The 22,583-nt window shown below is 35.6% G+C and carries 21 protein-coding genes and 1 riboswitch; of the genes, 8 read left to right on the top strand and 13 right to left on the bottom strand.

The features are described from left to right. Positions 1 to 18 precede the first annotated feature (18 nt). Positions 19 to 558: a cysteine hydrolase family protein gene (locus ACWNMZ_RS21965; protein WP_031538736.1), complete on the bottom strand. Its 540-nt coding sequence runs from the start codon at positions 556 to 558 to the stop codon at positions 19 to 21. 430 nt (positions 559 to 988) lie between these two features. Here ACWNMZ_RS21965 and ACWNMZ_RS21960 point away from each other — a divergent pair, with 430 nt between their 5' ends. Both ACWNMZ_RS21960 and yidC read left to right on the top strand, forming a co-directional pair. Beyond that, positions 989 to 1,285, top strand: a complete 297-nt coding sequence (locus tag ACWNMZ_RS21960; protein ID WP_031538735.1) for a hypothetical protein — start codon at positions 989 to 991, stop codon at positions 1,283 to 1,285. A gap of 29 nt (positions 1,286 to 1,314) precedes the next feature. Beyond that, positions 1,315 to 2,103, top strand: a complete 789-nt coding sequence (gene yidC / locus ACWNMZ_RS21955; RefSeq protein ID WP_251630142.1) for a membrane protein insertase YidC — start codon at positions 1,315 to 1,317, stop codon at positions 2,101 to 2,103. Positions 2,104 to 2,180: 77 nt separating this feature from the next. On the opposite strand, the gene ACWNMZ_RS21950 is transcribed toward yidC, so the two are convergent. The 11 genes from ACWNMZ_RS21950 to ACWNMZ_RS21900 form a co-directional block, all read right to left on the bottom strand. Then, positions 2,181 to 2,543 (bottom strand): fluoride efflux transporter FluC, encoded by a 363-nt coding sequence (locus ACWNMZ_RS21950; RefSeq protein WP_251630141.1) that lies wholly within the window; start codon positions 2,541 to 2,543, stop codon positions 2,181 to 2,183. Then, positions 2,536 to 2,916 carry a fluoride efflux transporter FluC gene (locus tag ACWNMZ_RS21945; RefSeq protein WP_031538730.1) on the bottom strand — a complete coding sequence of 127 codons (381 nt, stop codon included), beginning with the start codon at positions 2,914 to 2,916 and terminating at the stop codon, positions 2,536 to 2,538. Before ACWNMZ_RS21945 ends, ACWNMZ_RS21950 begins: the two co-directional genes overlap by 8 nt. Before the next feature lie 167 nt (positions 2,917 to 3,083). Next, positions 3,084 to 3,287 carry a DUF6501 family protein gene (locus ACWNMZ_RS21940; protein ID WP_031538728.1) on the bottom strand — a complete coding sequence of 68 codons (204 nt, stop codon included), beginning with the start codon at positions 3,285 to 3,287 and terminating at the stop codon, positions 3,084 to 3,086. A gap of 194 nt (positions 3,288 to 3,481) precedes the next feature. Beyond that, positions 3,482 to 4,825 carry an ISLre2 family transposase gene (locus ACWNMZ_RS21935; protein WP_449598894.1) on the bottom strand — a complete coding sequence of 448 codons (1,344 nt, stop codon included), beginning with the start codon at positions 4,823 to 4,825 and terminating at the stop codon, positions 3,482 to 3,484. A 188-nt stretch (positions 4,826 to 5,013) separates the two neighbouring features. Then, on the bottom strand, positions 5,014 to 5,214 hold the full coding sequence (locus ACWNMZ_RS21930) for a hypothetical protein (protein WP_031538726.1): 201 nt from the start codon (positions 5,212 to 5,214) through the stop codon (positions 5,014 to 5,016). 79 nt (positions 5,215 to 5,293) lie between these two features. After that, positions 5,294 to 5,707, bottom strand: coding sequence for a gamma-glutamylcyclotransferase family protein (locus tag ACWNMZ_RS21925; RefSeq protein ID WP_031538724.1), 414 nt, complete (start codon positions 5,705 to 5,707; stop codon positions 5,294 to 5,296). Positions 5,708 to 5,814: 107 nt separating this feature from the next. Beyond that, a complete protein-coding gene (gene odhB, locus ACWNMZ_RS21920; RefSeq protein ID WP_251629954.1) occupies positions 5,815 to 7,077 on the bottom strand; it encodes a 2-oxoglutarate dehydrogenase complex dihydrolipoyllysine-residue succinyltransferase in 1,263 nt (420 codons plus the stop codon). A gap of 14 nt (positions 7,078 to 7,091) precedes the next feature. Beyond that, entirely contained in the window at positions 7,092 to 9,923 is a 2,832-nt protein-coding gene (gene sucA, locus ACWNMZ_RS21915; RefSeq protein WP_251629952.1) for a 2-oxoglutarate dehydrogenase E1 component, read from the bottom strand. 299 nt (positions 9,924 to 10,222) lie between these two features. Then, a complete protein-coding gene (locus ACWNMZ_RS21910) occupies positions 10,223 to 11,614 on the bottom strand; it encodes a HAMP domain-containing sensor histidine kinase (protein ID WP_031538719.1) in 1,392 nt (463 codons plus the stop codon). Then, the gene (locus ACWNMZ_RS21905) at positions 11,611 to 12,294 is read right to left on the bottom strand and encodes a response regulator transcription factor (RefSeq protein ID WP_031538717.1); all 684 of its coding nucleotides are present in this window, start codon (positions 12,292 to 12,294) and stop codon (positions 11,611 to 11,613) included. The genes ACWNMZ_RS21910 and ACWNMZ_RS21905 overlap by 4 nt, the downstream gene beginning before the upstream one ends. A gap of 153 nt (positions 12,295 to 12,447) precedes the next feature. After that, entirely contained in the window at positions 12,448 to 12,570 is a 123-nt protein-coding gene (locus ACWNMZ_RS21900) for a hypothetical protein (RefSeq protein WP_268817820.1), read from the bottom strand. A 381-nt stretch (positions 12,571 to 12,951) separates the two neighbouring features. Here ACWNMZ_RS21900 and ACWNMZ_RS21895 point away from each other — a divergent pair, with 381 nt between their 5' ends. From ACWNMZ_RS21895 to metH, 5 genes are all read left to right on the top strand, one after another. Beyond that, positions 12,952 to 13,134 (top strand): H-type small acid-soluble spore protein, encoded by a 183-nt coding sequence (locus ACWNMZ_RS21895; RefSeq protein ID WP_031538716.1) that lies wholly within the window; start codon positions 12,952 to 12,954, stop codon positions 13,132 to 13,134. Between the two features lie 114 nt (positions 13,135 to 13,248). Next, positions 13,249 to 13,364: riboswitch (SAM riboswitch) on the top strand. A gap of 134 nt (positions 13,365 to 13,498) precedes the next feature. Beyond that, on the top strand, positions 13,499 to 14,620 hold the full coding sequence (locus ACWNMZ_RS21890) for a methionine biosynthesis PLP-dependent protein (RefSeq protein ID WP_031538715.1): 1,122 nt from the start codon (positions 13,499 to 13,501) through the stop codon (positions 14,618 to 14,620). Continuing rightward, positions 14,617 to 15,786 carry a cystathionine beta-lyase gene (gene metC, locus ACWNMZ_RS21885; protein WP_031538713.1) on the top strand — a complete coding sequence of 390 codons (1,170 nt, stop codon included), beginning with the start codon at positions 14,617 to 14,619 and terminating at the stop codon, positions 15,784 to 15,786. The genes ACWNMZ_RS21890 and metC overlap by 4 nt, the downstream gene beginning before the upstream one ends. A gap of 12 nt (positions 15,787 to 15,798) precedes the next feature. Continuing rightward, a complete protein-coding gene (locus ACWNMZ_RS21880) occupies positions 15,799 to 17,670 on the top strand; it encodes a bifunctional homocysteine S-methyltransferase/methylenetetrahydrofolate reductase (RefSeq protein WP_031538711.1) in 1,872 nt (623 codons plus the stop codon). After that, positions 17,648 to 21,103 (top strand): methionine synthase, encoded by a 3,456-nt coding sequence (metH, locus tag ACWNMZ_RS21875; RefSeq protein ID WP_031538709.1) that lies wholly within the window; start codon positions 17,648 to 17,650, stop codon positions 21,101 to 21,103. Before ACWNMZ_RS21880 ends, metH begins: the two co-directional genes overlap by 23 nt. Before the next feature lie 206 nt (positions 21,104 to 21,309). Here metH and ACWNMZ_RS21870 read toward each other — a convergent pair whose 3' ends face one another. Beyond that, positions 21,310 to 21,450: a hypothetical protein gene (locus ACWNMZ_RS21870; RefSeq protein WP_155986766.1), complete on the bottom strand. Its 141-nt coding sequence runs from the start codon at positions 21,448 to 21,450 to the stop codon at positions 21,310 to 21,312. Positions 21,451 to 21,608: 158 nt separating this feature from the next. On the opposite strand from ACWNMZ_RS21870, the gene ACWNMZ_RS21865 reads away from it, so the two are divergent. After that, complete coding sequence (locus ACWNMZ_RS21865; RefSeq protein ID WP_031538706.1) at positions 21,609 to 22,394, top strand: GNAT family N-acetyltransferase; 786 nt, start codon at positions 21,609 to 21,611, stop codon at positions 22,392 to 22,394. Positions 22,395 to 22,583 lie beyond the last annotated feature (189 nt).

Genomic DNA, 22,583 nt, shown 5'->3' with positions numbered 1-22,583 from the left:
CCTGCAACCCTTAAACGACTAAAGGATCCTTGCTCCTAGTACATTTTTAAAGTGCTCCAATGCCCACTGATGGCCAATTTCATTAAATGTTGCTACGGCATTTTCATATATATGGATATTATACCCATGATTATAAGCATCAACAGCAGTATGCAATACACAAATATCTGTACAAACGCCAACTAGATAGATATCTTTTATTGACCTTTCTTGCAATTTAATATGTAAGTCTGTGCCAGCAAAAGCACTGTATCTAGTCTTATCGATCCAATAAACATTGGTTAACTCTTTATTATTTTCATATGTTTTTTGAAGTGCTCCATACAACTCTCTTCCCTTGGTTCCAGCTATATTATGAGGTGGGAAAAGCTTAGATTCTGGATGATAATTATCATTTAATGTATGCAAATCAATGGCAAACACCGTATAATCTCCATTTTCGATAAAACGCTCTGTTATACTCACAATTTCTTTTTCTATCGCAATGCCAGGTATCCCACATGGTAAATTGCCCTCTACAAAGTCAAAAGTATAATCAATATTAATTAGAGCTTTCATTAAATCCCCCTTCATCTTCCACTTATGATAATAAAATAAGATGATTTCGCAAATTTTGTTTTATCTGAACAAATGGGAGTATATCTTATAATTGCTGATAGTTGATGCACTATTTAATAGTTACATCTATTACATCAAGTTCAGTAATAAACGAATTTATGAAACATCCGCGGTTTTATTTAAACTATCCTTTATTATACCATTCATTTTATTTTTTCCTATTGTAAATACTCAATTCTTCTGATTTTATTGAAAGGAAATCCTCCGCTTTTTATAAAATGGTAAATAATCACATTGTTTTTGTGTTACTAATAAATTGTCATAAATATTTCATAATCTCTTTAAAATTCTACTATAGTCCCAGTTGCAAATTGCTTTTCAACGGTGATTTCGATATAATTTTATTGTTCACTAATAATGAGGTGTATAAATGATTGATTTATTATTAGACTTTACATTTTTTCCTAGTTATCAAACGGTTTACTATACATTTTTAGTAGGTCTAGTACTGAAATACTTATGGGATTGGAATATAAAGACTACCATCCAACAGGAATTCTTTGCGACAGAACAGAAATTGTCGCTAGATGTTTCAATCACAACAATAAATATGAATGTTCAAAAATATAATACTCCTATTTTGCACTGGATTGTTAAAAATATCCGTAAAAGAATAGAGAGTTCTCATGATGATCCTGAAAAACCTAATTTCTCCATTGTTATCTAATATTTAACTAACAATTTGGAGGAATTACATTGAAAAAATTATCTAAAAACACTTTATTAATTATGCTGTTAAGTTTTTCAACTATTTTACTGAGTGCATGTTCATCTTCAACAACAGGAAATAATGATGGGTTTTTCCATAAAATATTTGTTGAACCTTTCATTGCAATTATTCATGGTACAGCAGACATCTTTGCTGGAAGCTATGGTCTTGCGATTATTCTTATCACATTAGTGATCCGCTTAGTCCTTATGCCATTAATGCTAAAGCAATATAAAAACCAACAGCATATGAAAGGAAAAATGGAACTTATTAAACCTGAAATGGATGCTATCCAGAAAAAAATCAAAAGCACAAAAGATCAAAAAGAGCAGCAAAAACTACAAATGGAAATGATGGATTTATACAAGAAGAATAATATTAATCCCTTAAATATCGGTTGTTTGCCTATGCTGATTCAAATGCCAATTTTAATGGGTTTCTATTATGCAATCCGCGGTTCTCATGAAATAGCTAGCCATTCTTTCTTATGGTTTAATTTAGGTCAATCTGACCTTATTTTAACTGCATTAGCAGGAATTGTTTATTATCTGCAGTTTAGAGTTTCTCAAAGTACTATGACACAAGAACAAAAAAAGCAAATGCGCATAATGGGATTACTATCTCCTGTCATGATCGTTATGGTTTCTTTAAATGCACCTGCAGCTTTACCGCTCTATTGGACTGTCGGCGGTATCTTTCTAACCTTTCAATCCTTGTTAGGGAGAAAGCTATATCCTCCACAACCCATTAACGCAAAAGTAGTTACAGAGAAATAATGATAAAGGACAAATTTTACTGAAAGCTATTCTAGTAAAATTTGTCCTTTTTCTTTCTTCCTATTTGAAAGACTTATTTATAAGATTAAAGCAAGTTTCCAACCTGCTAGACAAAATAAAATCCCTCCAAAAAAGGTTCCTAAAGAATAAAGGAAAAAAGCTCCATTTTTCTTTTCTCTCATTAATGTTACAGCTTCAACTGCTAATGCTGAAAAGGTTGTATATGCTCCCAAAAAACCAACTGCCATAATAAAATATATACTTGTATATACCTTCAATCCCACTAGTAATCCTAATAGGAACGATCCACTAATATTTACAATCATTGTTGGAATAGGGATACTTGACTGTATTCTTTTTTTCAATTCATTAATAAGTGCAAATCGACTGATGGCACCAAGAAATGCCCCCAACCCGATTAATAGAAGGTTATTAAGCATTTGATCGACTCCACTTTCTTTCTCCCAATTTTAATCCTATAACTGCAAACATAAATCCGAATACAGCACTACCAGCTACGTAAAATGTTGCAAGTAAATAATTCCCTACAGCTACTAACTGTACAGCATCCATGCTAAGAGTGGATAAAGTAGTAAAAGAACCAATCATTCCTGTTCCAATCGCTGTTGCATATACTGATTTAATCTTTTGTTTTTTGATAATTGCACTGGTGAACCATCCTAAAACAAAAGAACCAATAGTATTTATCACCATTGTCTGAAAGGGAAATTCATACGGAAAAGGAACTTGGCCAACTACATATCTTAATATACTTCCAATTACTCCACCAAGCCCAACATAAAAATAACTCATGATTTATTCATCCTCTTGACTATTATATAAATTATAAAAAGGGTTGTATTGAAAAACAAAAAAGATGTCTCTAAAATGATATTCGTTATGTTTAAGGAGAGGGATTCTATTAGCGAATTGGTCCTCCTATTCATAACTGAATTGCTCATTTAAGACATCTAATCTTCTTATATTGTTTGAAAGTAATCCTTGTAAAATCCGCCGACTTTACCGGTATTATCAACTACAAAGTAAAATTCCTCTGTTTCGTTTTTCACTTCATATTCTTTTCCAACAGTTAACACTCTATTAACAATGTATTTGCTTGCATCGGTATGTATACATTTTACTCTTTTAATGGTTTGTTTATTTTCCCAATTTTGATGTATCATTTCTTTGCTCCTTTCATTCTAGTACTATCCTAGTATAAAGGGAAACCGATACATAGTGCAACATGTTCTCATTATGAGATTGAGTCAAGTTTTTGTGGGAGTTTTTTTTAGCTCCCTTTTTATAAAGTAAAACTTTTAATTTTGTATCCGTTTTCTAAATGTTTTCTTTCATCAAAATTTCGTTTTTTTCTTTTTTAAAAACCTTTTAATCCCTGTAAGGCAAAGTGAATGGGTTTTCCAATCGCTTGATTTAAGTATGGCAGGTTCTGACGCACGGTTTCTGTTACTAATTTTGTGGGTATTTTTCTTTTCGGTCGATGTTCTTTCTTTGATGTATTTAGGCTTTTTTCTTTTTCCCATTTCCCATATATCGTTTGGATGGATAGGTCATCCTTCAATCCAATCCACAAGCGCGCCATGCTCATGACCCCTTTTTTGCTCCATGCTCTTCCATTTTTTAATCGTTTGGCTAATTGATTCATCATCGCCTCTGCACTTCCCATTGGACGATACGCTGTCGTGTCCACACCTTTTTCCTGTAACCAACTACGGTAATCTTTTATGGTTTCCTGATGATGCGTTAAAAAGCCGAGGAAATGCTCTAGTTTTTCTTCTTCTTCTGGTGTATCCATTGTTCCTACTGCGCTATTCAACTCTAGAAGTAATGTTTCTACCTGGTAGTTTTTTAACGCTCTTTTCATGTAGCGGTATCGAGGATGGCTCTTCATTAGTTGCTTCATCGAACGAGCGACATGAAAACGGTCCATGGTGAAAAAGGCGCGTTCCCGAAAATACTCCCGACATGCCGTTATCCAGCCTGCTCCATCGCCATTAATAATAAGCAAGGTTTGGGTAGGATCATACGCATAATGATTCTGTAAGAACGTTTCAAAGGCTTCCCAAAAGGGTTCTTTTCCTTCATAAAGAAAATGCCTTTTATTTCGGAGCCTGACTCGCTTTCCGTTTTCTTTCCATCCCTCGTGTACAGCGGCGAATTTCAACTCCCATCCACGCTTTTTCTTTTCTTGACTCTTCACATATAATCCATCTACTTCTACAAACAATACCTTTTGAAAAGGGCGTTTTTCCTTAGCGGGAAGTACGCTTGTTTGAAGAAGATGTTGCCGTAATGCTTCGTGGCTCATCGCCGAATAGCCTAAAAATTGTTCGAACGTTTCCACCGCCTTTCGATAGGAGGAACCATTCGTCGCTAGTTCTAACCCCCATTCTTCTAGTAGCGGACTAAATCCCTTATTCCCCTGAAACTGTAAATAGTGATCTAATAGACAAATATATTTTTTGGTCACACGATCAAAATAATAATTACGCTTCAGCTCCACAGCTCCAAACGCTGTATCTACTCGTATTTCTCGTTTATCACGTAAAGCAAATCTTCTTTTGTCTCGTTGCTGGGCAATCTCTTGATCCCAATTTTCTAACGTTTGAACAAGGATTTCTTGAAACGTCATTTGGAGTGTTCGAAATAAAGTCTTTTCCAATTCTTTTAATGATGGCATTTTTGTGTTACATTGATTCATGAGAGCCTCTCCTTTTCGTAGTGTTCTAGGCAAACTCTACTTTACAAAAGGAAGCTCTCTTTTTTAATACTTAATTTTTTCCAGCTACCGCGCTCTCGCTTGGTGGCCTTTTTGTCTAGTTGGGGGACTCGTCCCCCAACTAGACAAAAAGGATATTTATTCTCCCACAAACATTTTACTCATACTCATTATGAAACTAAATTCTCTTTTTCCTTTACCATCCACTTAATCTTATTTCTTTCAAAAGTAAACCATTTTCCTGTATATGCTTGTAAAAAAGTCACATAGCAAACGCCATTTATCCAATCTAAGCGTTTGAAATCCATTGCATAATAGGATGTATGATCATACTTGATAACATATAAATTATTATGTTCTTGAATATACATATTATGACCTTCTTTCTATGATGTCGATAATAATCTATACCACAGAAGGAGTATCCATTAAACCAAAAGAGTTATTATGTTAGAAACATTTTTTTGACTGTTTGTTTCTATATGCTCGCCAACTTTCCTCTGTTATTTCTTGTTGCAGCATTTCTTCTTGATTACAGACATATACAAATGCTTGCCAAGTTTCATTGTCCCTATATACTGTCACTTCTTTCCGTACATAGAGATTATCCTTTCCTTCAGGCTCATAATCTTCAAATGCATCAAGTAAAGATACTTCTTCTACTGGGACTTCGTATAATTCGCCATATACTTTTTTATGATTATCTATGATTAAAAAAGGATATTCTAAGCTAGCATCATATAATCTCCCGTAAATCCAAACGTCTTCAGCAACACATGTATAATTTGTCATCATAGAATGATTCAATTCATTCTTTAACAAAGAGCCATATACAAAAACTAGTACGGTGTCATTGTCTTTCATAATCTACTCCTTTCTTTTTAAAATTTTAGATGAAAAATTATTCAAGTATAAAAAGAATACAGGTGGTTTCTTATGTGAAAACCACTTGTATCTATTTAAATCATTACTTATGCTTCAAATAATAAAGATTCTGGATCCTCTAGTAATGCTTTAATTCTGGCTAGGAAGGTAACGGCTTCCTTCCCATCGATAATTCGATGATCGTAGGAAAGCGCAAGATACATCATTGGACGATTTTCCATTCTTTCTGCATCAATTGCGACAGGGCGTAATTGAATTTTATGCATTCCGAGTATTCCAACCTGTGGCCCATTAAGAATTGGAGTAGATAACAAGGAGCCGAACACACCACCGTTAGTAATGGTAAATGTACCACCTTGCAAATCGCTCAAGGAAAGTTTATTATTTCTAGCTTTACTAGCAAAACCTAAAATTTCCCCTTCAATTTCTGCGAAGTTTTTTCGGTCCGCATCTCTTAATACAGGTACAACAAGTCCTTCGTCTGTTGAAACGGCAATACCAATATCATAATATTTTTTCAATACGATTTGATCGCCTTGAATTTCTGCATTTAGTAGCGGCGCTTTCTTTAAAGCAGCTACAACAGCTTTTGTAAAGAAAGACATAAATCCGAGCTTCACATCATTCTCTTTTTGGAACGTATCTTTCCGACGATTTCTAAGTGCCATAATATTTGTCATATCTACTTCATTAAAAGTAGTCAGCATTGCTGTATTTTGTTTTACTTCTAATAGGCGATTAGCAATAGTCTGTCTTCTTCTTGTCATTCTAACTCTTTCTACTCGGTTATCTGTTTCAACGGCAGGAGTGGATGTAGCTGCTTTGGGAGCTTGTGATGGCTGAGCTGCTGGAACTTCAACTTGCTTTTGCTCAAATGCTGCTACATCTTGTGCTCTAACTCTTCCTAACGGATCATTTGTTTTTACAGCAGCTAAATCAATTCCTCGCTCACGTGCCAATTTGCGAGCTGCTGGAGAAGCAATCGGAAGTTGTTTCGTACCCGATAAATCTTCTTGTACCTTAGGCTGTTCTGCTTGTGGAGCTTCTGTTATTTCCTCTGCAACTTGCTTTTCTTCTACTACTTCTACTGCTTTTGGTTGTTCAGCTGCTGCCCCTTGTGCATTTACAATCGCAATTGTTTCCCCAACTTGGACAGTGTCTCCTTCACTTGCTTTTAATTCTTGAATAATGCCACTTTCTTCCGAAATAATTTCCACATTTACTTTATCTGTTTCTAGTTCAACAATATAATCTCCCTTTTCTACGTACTCCCCAGTTTTCTTCAACCATTGTGCTACTGTTCCCTCTGTAATGGATTCAGCTAATTCTGGTACCTTAATCTCTGCCATTTTATTTTTCCCCCTCAATTCATTCCATTGTCAATCAATGCTTCATTTACAATTCTTGCTTGATCTTTACGATGAACATTTGGATCCCCTTCAGCAGGACTTGATCTTCTTCTTCTACCAACATATTGCAAGGAAACAGAATTTGGAATCAGCTTTCTAATTCTTGGTTCCATAAAGCTCCATGCCCCCATATTTTTTGGTTCCTCTTGCACCCATACAATTTCTTTTAAATGAGGAAAACGCTGAATAATTTCTGCTAGTCTTTCTTCCGGGAATGGGTAAATTTCTTCTACTCTTGCAAGATGAATGGCATTCGCGTTTTCAAGATTCTGATATGCTTTATATAAATCAATGGAAACTTTCCCTGTTGACAGAACTAATCGAGTAACAGCTTTTTGATTTTCCAATCCATCCTCTACTTCCAAAATAGATTGGAAAGCTCCATCACTGAATTCTAAACTATTTGAAGCAACATCTGGATTACGCAACAAGCTTTTTGGTGTCATAATAACTAGTGGGCGAACTTCTTCTTTTTTTAGAATAGCTGCCTGTCTTCTTAAAATATGAAAATATTGAGCTGATGATGATAAATTTGCCACTGTCCAGTTGTTTTCTGCTGCTAAAATTAGGAATCTTTCTAGTCTTGCACTGGAATGCTCTGGACCCTGCCCTTCATATCCATGTGGCAAAAGCATAACTAGACCGGATTTTTGTCCCCATTTCGCTCTGCCTGCTGCAATAAATTGGTCAAACATTACTTGAGCCGCATTTGCAAAGTCGCCAAATTGTGCTTCCCATAACACAAGCGTTTCTGGTGCATGAACATTGTAACCGTACTCAAATCCTAAGACGGAACCTTCTGACAATGGACTATTATGAACAGCGAACGATGCCTTTGCAGTTGATAAGGTATGTAATGGTGAATACTGCTCTCCTGTCTGATAGTCATGTAGGATAATATTACGATGAGCGAAAGTACCACGTTCCGAATCTTGACCAGATAAACGAATAGGTGTCCCATCCTCCAAAATCGTAGCAAATGCTAATGTTTCTGCTAAAGACCAATCAATTTTGCCATTTCCCTCTAACGCATCATTTCTTCGTTTTAATACTTTTCCTAATTTATCAAAAATTTGAAATGGAGGAGGATAAGAAAGCAATTCATTATTAATATGTTTCAGTTGTTCAATCGAAACAGCTGTGTTTATTTGTGGTAATTGTCGTTCCACTGAATTAGGTGGATTTGTAATGATTGGATCCTCATGCTGTTTCGGCACTCGTTCATGTGCTTCTTTTAATTTTCCAATCACTTCATCCTTGATAGCTTGAACTTCCGTTTCTTGCATAATATTTTCTGTGACTAGTTTTTCACCATACAGCTTTGTAATAGTAGGATGTTCATGGATTAACTTGTACATTAATGGATTTGTTGTCATTGGTTCATCCATTTCATTATGCCCGTATCTTCTATAGCCAATTAAATCGATTAAGAAATCCTTTTTAAATTTTGCTCTATATTCACATGCGAGCTTCGCAGCTTTAATACAAGCCTCTGGATCATCTGCATTGACATGAATAATCGGTATTTCGAACCCTTTTGCTAAATCACTTGCATAGCGAGTAGATCTAGAATCACTCGATTCGGTCGTAAAGCCAATGGTATTATTGGCAATGATATGAATGGTACCTCCAGTTCGATATCCCTTTAATCCTGTAAGATTTAATGTCTCAGAAACAATCCCTTGCCCTGGAAATGCTGCATCCCCATGAATTAAGATAGCTAAAGATTTGTTTGAATCTTCTTCTGGAAATCCTGGTTTCGTTCTATCATCCTGTGAAGCACGTGTGAAGCCCTCTACAACTGCACCAACAAACTCGAGATGACTCGGATTATTAGCAAGTGTTAAACGGACATTCGACACATTATTCGCTTTAATTTGGCGATCTAAGCCTAAATGATACTTAACATCTCCTGTCCATCCAAAACTGATTCCGATGGATCCTTCAGAAGGAACTAATTGCTTATTTGGAGCATGCTGAAATTCAGAAAAAATCATTTCATATGGCTTTTCTAAAACATGTGCCAAAACATTTAATCGACCTCTGTGTGCCATTCCTATATTAATATTTTGTGCACCATTGATCACTGATTTTGAAATAATCTCATCAATCAACGGTACCATTGCATCAAGACCTTCAATAGAAAATCTCTTTTGCCCTACATACGTTCTATGTAAAAAACTCTCAAATTCCTCTACTTCAATTACTCTTTTTAATAATTTCTTTTTTAATTCCTTATGACACGCAGGCTTTAGGCTTCCAGACTCCACTTTTGCCTGCAGCCAATTCTTTTCTTTAATATCATTAACATGATAGTATTCAAACGCAATCGTCTTCATATAAATATCTTTTAAATACTGAACAGCCTCAAAGCCATTAAATACATGCTTTGGTGCGTCTGGACAAATTAAAGAGGCTGGAATTTTTACTAAATCTTCTTTTGTAAGATTAAAGCGCGATAGTTCAAATAAATCATATTCTCTTTTATGGTCCTTTAAAGGGTAGATATCTGCGGCTAAATGTCCATAAGCCCTTATCTTATTTACTAATGTAACCGCTGCAATAATTTTCTCAACTTGAACCTCGGATTGTAAAGATAAATGATTTGTGCTAGTTTGTTCTTGATGATCAATCGGGGGACCCCATTGATCGAAGTGCTTTTTCATTTCTTCATCAACTGAATTCGGATCTTGAACATATTGCTCATAAAGCTCCATTACAAGCCCTAAATTGGGCCCGTAAAACTTTGGTTGGTATGAGACTGTACCACCAGATGGCTTCTCCATGAAAATTTCCCTCCACCACTTTTAATATCATTTTTATCTTCCCTTTGTTATTGCACAATACACCTTTTATTAAAAAAACTTTTTTAAAACGTTTACATTACTATTCTATCATGGTTTAATTACAGCTTCAAAAGTTTTACACATTTTTATAGTAAAAAAATTAAAAATATTTTTTGCCGCTCCTATCTTGGCAAAAAAAACAATCTTACTAGTAATCTTATGCGGCTTTCATCATTACATGACAAAGGAAAAAAGGAAGTTCAAACCACGTATTTTACACGGTAGAACTTCCTTTTCTTCTATATATGAAATCGAACCATGACTTTTGTCCCTTGTCCAACTTTACTTTTAATCGTTATCGTTCCTTTATACAATTCTACAATTTTCTTAGCTATAGCCAATCCAAGACCTGTTCCGCCCTGCTCTCTGCTTCGGGCTTTATCTACACGATAAAACCGATCAAATACTTTATCAATGTCTTCTTTCGGGATACCAATTCCTTGATCACTAATCTCTAGAACAAAATGGTGGTCTGTTTCATACGTATGAAGAAAAATATTTTTTTCTTGAAAAGAATATTTCACCGCATTATCCATTAAAATTGTAATGATTTGCTGTAAATGCTGTTCAGACACTTTATAAAGATGAAGGGAATCAAGCTTCATTTGAAAGGTAAAATCCTGATGGAGCATTGTAAAATCACGGATTGTGTGTTCTAAAACCAACTTTACTCTTTCCGGCGTTAAATCGGATTCTCCTCTATTTTGTTCTAATCTCGATAAGTCTAATAAGCTGATGATCAATTTTTTTAATCTAGTTACTTCCTCGGTAGATGCCACAAGGGACTCTTCTAAAATGTCTTTATTATTTTTTCCCCATCTATTTAGCATAGAAAGATGTCCCTCTAGCACAGAAACTGGTGTTCTCAGCTCATGGGAAGCGTCTTCAATAAATTGTTTTTGTTGCTGAAAGGACTGTTCAATCACATCCATCATCTCATTAAAAATAATCGTTAAATCGGATATTTCATCTTTTTGACGATAAACAGGCATTCTTTCTTTAAAGCCAGTATTCTTAATTTTTTTCATGGTTTTTGTCATGGAGTTGACAGGTCTTAATAATAAATAGGAAATAAAGTACCCAATAAGTCCACTTATTAATAACGCAGCAATTGTAAACAACATCATGGCAAAACGTAAATGTTCACGAACCTTATCTAATGATTGCAGAGATCTTATGATTTCAACTCTTCCTTTAAATGATGGCAGCTTTAATTCCTTACTGTATACTATTGAGTTCTGCTCACCAATAGAAATATAATGAAATTGCTCATCATTGTATATCTGATTAGGTTCAATGATGGGGAAATCACCATTCATATCAGAAAGGATGGCATGTCCATCATCATCCAATACACGAATAAGCTGATTGTTATTATTTAATTTCTCCAATAAAGCAATATTATCTGTCAGTTCTTCTTCTGTAAGATCTCTTTCCTTTATATTCAGCTGTTGGACGACTTGCTCCATCGCTTGCTTCATATCTGTTTCTTCCTGATTTAATAACCAAGAAGAAACAGTATGGAACTCAAAAAAAGAAAAAATAGAATAAGTTAAAAAAATGCTAACAGATAATGCTAGTGTTAATTTCCACTTCCAAGGTAAAAGAGACACTTTTTTTATAAATTTCATCTCATCACATATCCTATTCCTCTGACCGTTTCTATATATACTTCTTGTCCAGATGGATCAAGCTTATTTCTTAAATATCTTACATATACATCAATCACATTTGTTTCTACTTCTGATTCATATCCCCATATCTTTTCTAATAATTTATCTCTAGATAAAACGATATTTATATTGGTCATAAACATATAAAGTAAATCATACTCTCTTTTCGTTAAGGATAGAAGTGCTTCGCCTTTTTTGGCAATATGCGACTCCACCTCAAGCGTAATGTCTTTGTATGTTAGCTTTGTCACTACTTTATTGGAAGAATTACTTTGTGGATCAATTCTGCGAAACAACGCACGGAGTCTTGCAAGTAGCTCTTCAATAGCAAATGGTTTAATTAAATAATCGTCTGCGCCACTATCTAATCCAGATACTCTATCTAGAACACTATCTCGTGCAGTTATCATTAATATAGGGGTGTTTTTTGTTTGGCGGAGTCTTCTGCATACCTCAATTCCATTTAATTCTGGCAGCATAAGATCTAATAAAATGATATCCCAATCTTCCTCTAATGCCTTTTGAAGACCGCTTCTACCATCTGAACAAACCTCTGTTTTGTAACCTTCATACGTTAATTCTAATTCAATAAATCTCGAAAGATTTTTTTCGTCTTCAATTATCAAAATTTTTTTCATCATACCACGCTCTCTATATGTACATAGGTATCGTTATAAGCGTAATGTTGAAATTTGGGAGAAAAAAATTTCAACAAAACAGCTTTAACTTACCTAAAGATATCGTTATTTTATCATGTTAGAAGCTTGATATACAAAAATTGTTTACGACATTTAATTTTCTTTTGAAAACATAGAATCCATAATTGCGTGCGCTATTTCAACAAATTGAAAGCCAAATAAAGACGCAGCAGTTATGGAACTAAATACGATCATTGCGATGCGAAGAAAATTCATGTTTCATCTCTCCTTTTAATGAAATTTTTGCTTAATGCAATAAGGATATTTCCTATTTACCCATTGCAATGGGATAATTAAGCAACTATATTACTTCTGTTGATAATATAAACATATTTTTCAATGTGCTTAAGTGAATAAAACAAATGGTATACCTCTTTTTGTAAAAAGGCATGAAAGAAACATTAAAATATGATGAGAAGAAAAAATCGGGCATAAAATTTTAGAAATTTAGCCATTATAAAGAAAGTATTATTCGTTCTTTAGAATAATTTGGAAAAAATAGCATAAGAAAATAGGTTTTTTTTAAACTGGTATGTCTATTGTTTTAATTTATTATTTAAGATGAAAGTATTATTAGGAAGTTTAGGAGGTTTCACAATGAATATTGGACGTGCGATTGAAATTATGAATGCGGCGGATATTGTGGATGTTAGTTATCAGGGAGAAAAGATAATCATTCAAAACGTTGATGAGAAAACGAAAAAAGCAAGAATATATACGAAAGCCAATCCTGATTATGAATTAGATGTAGATGTATATCAGCTTATTGAAGAAATATAACTTTATTTTCCGCTTATTTAAAATAAGAAGAATAAAGATTCTTTTCAGAAATAAAAAATAATTGTTGCTAACTTTTAAAATATATAGTAAATTAAGAAACAATTACATAAGTAATTCTTATCAAGAGAGGTAGAGGGAATGGCCCGAAGAAACCTCAGCAACCTTCAGTACCCTACAAAATACTGAAAAGGTGCTAATTCCATCAAGCATAATGGCTTGAAAGATAAGAAGAAGGACCAATAAATAATCAAAGTCTTCTTCTTATAAACGAAGGAGACTTTTTTTATGGATTTTTTCTTCTATTCTTTCTTGGTACGTACTTATTACATAAAAAATCCACATAAAAGAATAGGAGAGTTATAGAATGTATAATTTAGAAACGAAGTTAGCACAAATTGGAAATCGCAGTGAAACAACAACGGGTGCGGTAAATCCACCTGTCTATTTTTCCACCGCTTATCGTCATGCCGGTATTGGAGAGTCAACTGGCTACGATTATACTCGTACTGGAAATCCAACTAGAGAAATTTTAGAAAGAGCGATTGCTGATTTAGAAGAAGGAGATCAAGGATTCGCTTGTAGTTCAGGAATGGCTGCCATTCAAACAATCCTTTCTCTTTTCCAAAGTGGTGATGAGTGGATTATTTCCAAAGATTTATATGGAGGAACATACAGACTGCTAGAACAAGGCTATAAAAAATGGGGTCTGCGATGTACTTACGTCAATACCTCAGATACAAATGCCCTGCGTGCGGCAATATCCCCTAATACAAAAGCGATCTTCCTTGAAACTCCTACTAATCCTTTAATGGAGCAAACGGATATTTCTGAAGTTGCTTCCATTGCAAAAGAAAACGATATTTTACTTATTGTAGATAATACTTTTTATACTCCTATTATCCAACAGCCGATTCGCTTAGGAGCTGATATCGTCATCCATAGTGCGACAAAGTATTTGGGCGGTCATAACGATGTCCTTGCAGGTCTTATTGTAGCTAAAGGAGAAGCACTTTGTAAGGAGCTTTTTTTACATCATAATTCCGCTGGTGCTGTTTTAAGTCCCTTTGATTCTTGGTTATTAATGAGAGGAATGAAAACATTAGCGTTAAGAATGGAGAAACATGAAGAAAATGCAAAAACACTCTCTTCCTTCCTTCAAGAACACGAAGCTGTTGTAGATGTTCTCTATCCTGGTCGAGGTGGAATGATCTCATTTAGAATTCAAAACGAATCTTGGGTAAATCCATTTCTGCAAAATTTAACTCTCATCTCTTTTGCAGAAAGTTTAGGTGGTGTGGAAAGCTTTATTACCTATCCAGCTACACAAACCCATGCTGATATTCCATTAGAAGTAAGATTAGAAACAGGTGTTGATAACCAGCTATTGCGTTTTTCTGTAGGTATTGAAAATGTAAATGACTTAATAAAAGATTTGGATAAAGCATTTTCCATTGCAAAGGGAATTGCCAAGGAGGTAACAATATGAGCACACCATATACATTTGAAACGAAACTACTTCATAATAAGCATAAATTCGATCCAGAAACAGGAGCCGTTAGCGTGCCAATTCAGCACGCTTCTACCTTCCATCAAAAGGATATAGATGAATTTGGCAAATATGATTATAGCAGAAGTTTGAACCCAACAAGGGAAGCCCTAGAAGAAGTCGTAGCAGAATTAGAGGATGGTACACATGGATTTGCCTTTTCTTCTGGAATGGCTGCTATTTCAACTGCCTTCCTCTTATTATCACAAGGTGACCATGTTGTGATTTCGGAAGATGTTTATGGCGGTACTTATCGTATGGTTACAACTGTGTTAAATCGCTTTGGCATAGACCATACCTTTGTTGATATGACAAATTTAGAAGCTGTTGAAGCAGCGGTTTTACCAAATACAAAAGTTTTCTATGTAGAAACTCCTTCTAATCCGTTGTTAAAGGTTACAGATATTGAGGCAATTAGCCTTCTAGCAAAAAAGTACAATGCGTGGACATTCGTTGATAATACCTTTTTAACACCAGCCCTACAAAAGCCATTAACACTTGGAGCTGATGTCGTCTTACATAGTGCAACTAAATTCTTGTCTGGACATAGTGATGTTATTGCCGGCGTTGCAGTTGTAAAGGATCCATCCCTTGCCAAACAAATTGGCTATTTGCAAAATTCCTTTGGTGCTGTTCTTGGTGTACAGGATTGCTGGTTACTGCTTAGAGGAATCAAGACTTTACATGTCCGCATGAAGCATTCAAGTGATGGTGCTCGAATTATTGCAGAGCATTTACGAAATCATCCTTTAATCAAAAAAGTACATTATCCTGGATTTGAAGACCATCCACAATATGCCATCCAGCGAAAACAAGCGTCAAATCCAGGTGCTGTATTTTCCTTTGAGTTACATTCAGAAGAAGCAATGCGGACATTTGTTGAAAATGTGAAACTACCGGTTTTTGCTGTAAGTCTCGGTGCAGTCGAATCAATTCTTTCGTATCCTGCAAAAATGTCTCACGCGGCAATGGATCCTGCTGCTCGGGCAGAACGTGGAATTACAGATGCTCTTCTTCGCCTTTCCGTTGGACTAGAAAATCCTCAAGACTTAATCAATGACTTTGAGGCTGCATTGAAAAAAACAGCGGAGCTACATTATATTTAATGGAGGAATATGATGAGTTTTCTTGATCGACTAAAAAGCGAAATTTTAATAGCGGACGGTGCTATGGGTACCCTCCTCTATTCTTACGGAAAGGATACTTGCTTCGAAGCATTAAATATTTCTCATCGAGAACAAATTGAACAGGTTCATCAAGCATATATCCATGCAGGTGCAGATATTATTCAAACAAATTCATATGCTGCCAACTATTTAAAGTTACAAAGATATGGGCTTGAGGATAGCGTAAAGGAAATAAACAGTACTGCCGTTAAAATTGCCAAACAATCTTCAAAAGATAAGAATGTGAGTGTTTTAGGCACAATTGGCGGAAATAGAGGAATGAAGCCTCAAGCCATTAGCTTAGAAGAATTAAAGCGAAGTTTTCGAGAACAGCTTTATTGTTTACTTCTAGAAGGTGTCGATGGTATTCTCTTAGAAACATTTTATGATATGGAAGAATTAGAAACAGTATTACAAATTACAAAAAAAGAAACAGACCTTCCAGTCATAGCGCAGGTCTCCATACATGAAATCGGCGTGTTGCAAAATCAGTCGCCACTAAAGAATGCCTTTGAGAGATTAGAAGGTTTAGGAGCAGATGTCATTGGGCTAAATTGCAGATTGGGCCCACACCATATGATTGCATCACTCGAGCAGATTCCACTGCCAAAGGATGCCTATTTATCAGCATATCCAAATGCTAGTTTACCAACTTATATTGACGGAAAATTCGAATATAAGGACAATGCGGAATATTTCAGAAAATCAGCTGAAGAGTTCCGTAAACAAGGGGTTCGGCTATTGGGAGGATGTTGTGGAACAACACCTGAACATATAAAAAACTTCGCGGAAGTATTGAAAAATGCTTCCCCTATTACAGATAAACCTGTTACATCTAACAAAGCTATGGTAGATTCTATTGTCCTTCACTCCCCTCCCCCACGGGAATTCACACCCTTGGAGGAAATTGTAAAGGAAAGAGCTTCGGTCATTGTAGAATTAGATCCGCCAAGAAAATTAGATACAACACGTTTTTTTGAAGGAGCAAAAAAATTAAAAGAAGAAGGCATTGACGCCATTACGCTTGCAGACAATAGTTTAGCATCTGCTCGTATTTCCAATACAGCAATCGGTACATTAGTAAAGCAGAATATTGGCCTACGTCCCCTTATTCACATTGCTTGCCGGGATCGGAATATGATTGGATTGCAGTCTCATTTAATGGGATTACATACACTTGGCCTTCATGATGTCTTAGCAATTACAGGCGATCCTGCAAGAGTTGGCGATTTTCCAGGTGCTTCTTCCGTTTATGATATGACATCTTTTGATTTAATTTCGATGATCAAGCAGTTAAATGAAGGTCTCTCATTCTCTGGAAAAAACTTAGGACAAAAGACAGCTTTTTCTGTCTCTGCGGCATTTAATCCAAATGTTCGCCAAGTGGATAAGGCTGTTAAAAGACTCGAGAAGAAAATTGCCTGCGGAGCTGATTATATTATTACACAGCCAATTTATTCAGAAGAAAAAATAGTTGAGTTATATGAAGCTACTAAACATATTGATATACCAATTTATATCGGCTTAATGCCTTTGACGAGCAGCAATAATGCCGAATTTCTTCACAATGAAGTACCTGGTATAAAAATAGAGGATTCGATTCGTCAGGCAATGGCAAATTTAAAAGACAATCCAGAAAAAGCAACACAAGAAGGTTTAACTATTACAAAGTCGCTAATTGATACTGCATCCACCTTCTTTAACGGTATCTATTTAATAACGCCTTTTTTACGATATGAGCTTTCAGTCGAATTGGCTCGCTATACTAAGTTACGAACTGCTGCAACTAGGAGGAAATGTGATGCAACAAATATCATTAGCTGACAAACTCAAACAAAAAATCATGATTATGGACGGCGCAATGGGCACAATGCTCCAACAAGAGGATTTAACAGCTTCCGATTTTGGTGGCGAGGAATTAGAAGGTTGTAATGAAAATCTAACATTAACAAGACCAGAAATCATTTCCAAAATTCATGAAGCATATCTTGAGGCTGGCGCTGATATTATTGAAACAAATACATTTGGCGCAACTAAACTTGTCCTAGATGAATATCATCTAGGACATCTTGCTTACAAACTGAACATAACTGCAGCAAAACTCGCCAAAGATGCTGCTTTGAAATATTCAACTCCCGATTGGCCGAGGTTTGTCGCAGGTGCAATGGGACCTACAACCAAAACATTAAGTGTTACTGGTGGCACTACATTTGATGAGCTTATCGCATCATATGAAGAACAAGCAACTGGTCTTATTGATGGAGGCGTAGATATTCTCCTCCTAGAAACAAGTCAGGATATGTTAAATGTAAAAGCTGGCTTTCTCGGAATTAAGCAGGCCTTTTCAAAGACAGGAAAAGAACTACCGTTAATGATCTCAGGCACAATTGAACCAATGGGAACAACCCTAGCTGGCCAGTCTATCGAAGCTTTTTACATTTCTGTTGAACATATGAATCCAATTGCAATCGGATTAAATTGTGCGACAGGGCCGGAGTTTATGCAGGATCATATCCGCTCTCTTTCTGGTCTTTCAAAGTATGCCGTAAGCTGCTATCCTAATGCCGGCTTACCGGATGAAGAAGGACATTATCATGAAACAGCATCCTCTCTTGCGAATAAATTAAGCGGTTTTGCAAAAGAAGGCTGGCTAAACATCGTCGGTGGTTGCTGTGGGACAACGCCAGAGCATATTCGAGCAATATCGGAAAAAATGAAGGAGATTTCCCCTCGGAAAGTAGCGGAAACAAACTATCATATGGTTTCTGGAATTGAGCCATTCATTTATGATGACCCTACATTAAGACCGATAATGGTTGGAGAACGTACAAATGTCATCGGTTCCCGGAAATTTAAGCGGTTAATAAATGAAGCGAAATTTGAAGAAGCATCAGAAATTGCAAGAGCCCAAGTTAAGGGCGGAGCACATGTTATCGATATATGTTTAGCAGATCCTGATAGAGATGAACTGGAGGATATGGAGCTTTTTATGAAAGAGGTTGTAAAAAAAGTGAAGGTGCCTCTTGTCATCGACTCAACTGATGAAAAAGTAATTGAAAAAGCCCTCTCCTATTCACAAGGTAAGGCAATTATTAATAGTATTAACCTAGAAGATGGGGAAGAAAGATTTCAAGCCATTGCCCCTCTCATCCACAAATATGGTGCCTCTGTTGTTGTAGGAACAATCGATGAAGATGGAATGGGAGTAACAGTGGAAAAAAAGTTAGAAGTAGCAAAACGCTCTTATGAATTATTAACGAACAAATATAAGATAAATGGCCAGGATATTATTTTTGACCCCCTTGTTTTCCCTGTAGGTACTGGCGATGAACAATATATTGGTTCTGCTAAAGCTACTGTAGAAGGAATCAAACAAATTAAAGAAGCTTGTCCAGATGTTCAAACGATTCTTGGAATAAGCAATGTTTCCTTTGGTCTCCCTCCTGTTGGCCGAGAAATACTAAATAGCGTCTTTCTTTATCACTGTACGCAAGCTGGTCTAGATTACGCCATCGTCAATACGGAAAAGCTAGAAAGATTCGCGTCCATTAGTAAAGAAGAAATTGAGTTAGCTGAAAAGCTATTATTTGAAACAACAGATGAAACATTAGCAGTTTTTACCGATTTCTATCGGGATAAGAAAAAAGAAAAGGTTAATTCACTAGAACATTTAACATTAGATGAACGATTGGCTTATTATGTCGTGGAAGGAACAAAGGAAGGTTTACTAGATGATTTGGCAATTGCGCTAAACAACTATAGTGCACCATTAGATATTATTAATGGACCGCTAATGAACGGAATGAAAGAAGTCGGTCGCTTGTTTAATGATAATCAGTTAATTGTGGCAGAAGTTCTCCAAAGTGCAGAAGTAATGAAAGCATCTGTTTCTTTTTTAGAAGGCTATATGGACAAAAACGTTTCAACCTCAACGAAAGGTAAAGTTATCTTAGCCACCGTAAAAGGAGATGTTCACGATATTGGGAAAAATCTTGTCGATATTATTCTCTCAAATAACGGCTATGATGTCATTGATCTAGGTATAAAAGTTCCACCAGCAGAGTTAGTTTCTGCAATTAAAAAGGAAAAGCCAAACATTGTTGGTTTATCTGGTCTCCTTGTAAAATCAGCCCAGCAGATGGTTTTAACAGCAGCCGATATGAAACAAGCAGGAATAGATATCCCTATATTAGTCGGCGGGGCTGCTTTATCAAGAAAATTTACTGATACGAAAATTACAAGGGAATATGATGGATTAGTACTTTATGCAAAAGATGCCATGAATGGACTCTCACTTGCAAATCAACTTACAAATAATGAAGAAGTGCTTTTACTTAAAGAAGAACATAACAGAAAAAAACAAGCACTTTTAACAAAGCCAATCAAGGACCCTGTAAAACCTATTATCACAGGCATAAAAAGAAAAACAATAAATCAAAATGCGCCTATCTTCATACCACAGGATACCAAAAGGCATTTATTAACCAATTATACACTTGGGCATATTAAACCATATATTAATAAACAAATGCTGCTAGGACACCATCTAGGTTTAAAAGGAAAAGTAGAAATGCTACTCTCTGCTAAAGATGAAAGAGCGGTCCAACTAAACAATATGATTGAACAGCTTTTACAGGAAGCAGAACAAAATAACTGGATATATCCTAAAGCCATTTACCGCTTCTATCCTGCTCAATCGGATGGAAATAAAATATATATTTATGATCCAGAGAATGCATCTAAGCTATTGGAAACCTTTGACTTTCCAAGACAAGAAAGAGAACCATATCTTTGTCTCGCAGACTATCTAAAGCCAGTCGAAAGCGGAATGATGGACTATGTTGCCTTTTTTGCAGTTACAGCTGGCACAGGAATACGAGAAGCAGCAGAACAATTAAAGCGGGATGGAAGATTTCTTGAATCCCATGCCCTACAATCACTAGCCTTAGAAACAGCAGAAGGTCTGGCAGAATTAATTCATCGCCAAATTAGAGATAGATGGGGATTCCCTGATCCAGCAACCTTTACGATGAAGGAACGCTTTGCTGCGAAATATCAAGGGCAACGATTTTCATTTGGATACCCAGCATGCCCTGAACTAGAAGACCAAAAAAAATTATTTGGACTACTTTCTCCAGAGGATATTGGCATTACTTTATCGGAGGAATGTATGATGGAACCAGAAGCATCTGTTTCTGCAATGGTATTTGCCCATCCAGATGCAAGATATTTTAATGTATTATCTAGTTCACTGTAATTTAGTAGAATGACCTTTTCTTTATTTGATATGATCGGTAATGAAAACCAGCTGATATTGTTGTTTCAGCTGGTTTTTATTTGTGTTTTGTCTAGACTTTTTTAAACTCCCTTTTTAGAATATATCTTTGGAGTTGTAATTTTTTTGATGTGGATGTTATATTCGTTGGTTTATTTGCATGTGGATTTTATCGCTTGTTTTTAATATTAGTTTATGTTGGTATTGTTGCGGTTTTGGTTTTCATCTTGCGGATGAACGCCATTTTCTTTGACTCCTACTGCTAATATGGTGTTCATCTCCCTAATGAACACCACTTTCCACGCTTCTACTGCTAATGTAGTTTTCATCCCCCCCTCTTGACGCCACTTTCCTTCCCTCATCCAAGCAATACTATCCAATCTCTTTACAAAATCATTAATAAAACAATTCTTAACTCTATTTAAATTCTAAATATTATGGTAAACTTACAAATAATTATTTTATAGACAGAAAGAAGGTTACATAAATGATTCGAGAACTTACAGAGAAAGATCATTCCATTGTCATGGAATTTTTGTTCCAGAATCCTTCAATCAATCTATTTATTATTGGCGATATTGAAGCGTTCGGCTACCATGCAACATTCCAAAAGCTTTGGGGAGAATTTAAAAATGGGGAAGTAACTGCAGTTCTGCTAAAATACTTTGAAAGCTATATATTTTATTGTCAAGATAAGGACAATTTTGATGTAAACGGCTTTGCTACAATTATGTATTCTAATAACAAGCCTGTTACCTTGTCTGGTAAAGCTGAGTTAGTGGAGAAATTTGAAAATCACCCTAACATTACATTAGGAAAGAAAAGAGTCACATATTTTGCACAATGTGGAACAAAAAGAGAATTACAAGCAACCGAAACAATCAAAAACGCAACGATTGTTGATATTGACAGAATTGTAGCATTACAGCATTCCATCGATGAATTTAGCACGACAGATGAAACAAAAGAAATGTTAAAAAAAGCAATTGAATTTAAAACCGGACGCACATATTTTCTTGAAAATGATAGAGGAAATATTATTTCAACTGTTTCAACTACAGCCGAAAATTCCCAATCGGCAATGATAGTCGGTGTATGCACACACAAAGATTATCGGAATAATGGGTATGCTAGTAAGTTAATGACAGCACTTATTAATGATGTATTAGCTGAAAAACAATATGTCTGCTTGTTTTATGACAATCCAGAGGCAGGAAAGATTTATAAAAAAATCGGATTTGAAGATATTGGATTATGGACGATGTATCGTTAAATTATAAATAACAACAAATCCCTTTTGCTGATGTTAAAAAGCAAAAGGGATTTCTCAGTAATTTCCTATTAATTTTATAAGGCTGTTTTCGTAAAGTTTGTTGCGATTACCCGCAGCCGGAATAAACTTCGCTTTCCGTGGGGCTAAGCTTAAGCCTCCGGGGTCTCAGACTGTCTCGCTAATCCCACA

This window comes from Niallia sp. Marseille-Q9988 (assembly GCF_976954375.1).
This window is presented reverse-complemented; position numbering and strand designations above follow the sequence as displayed.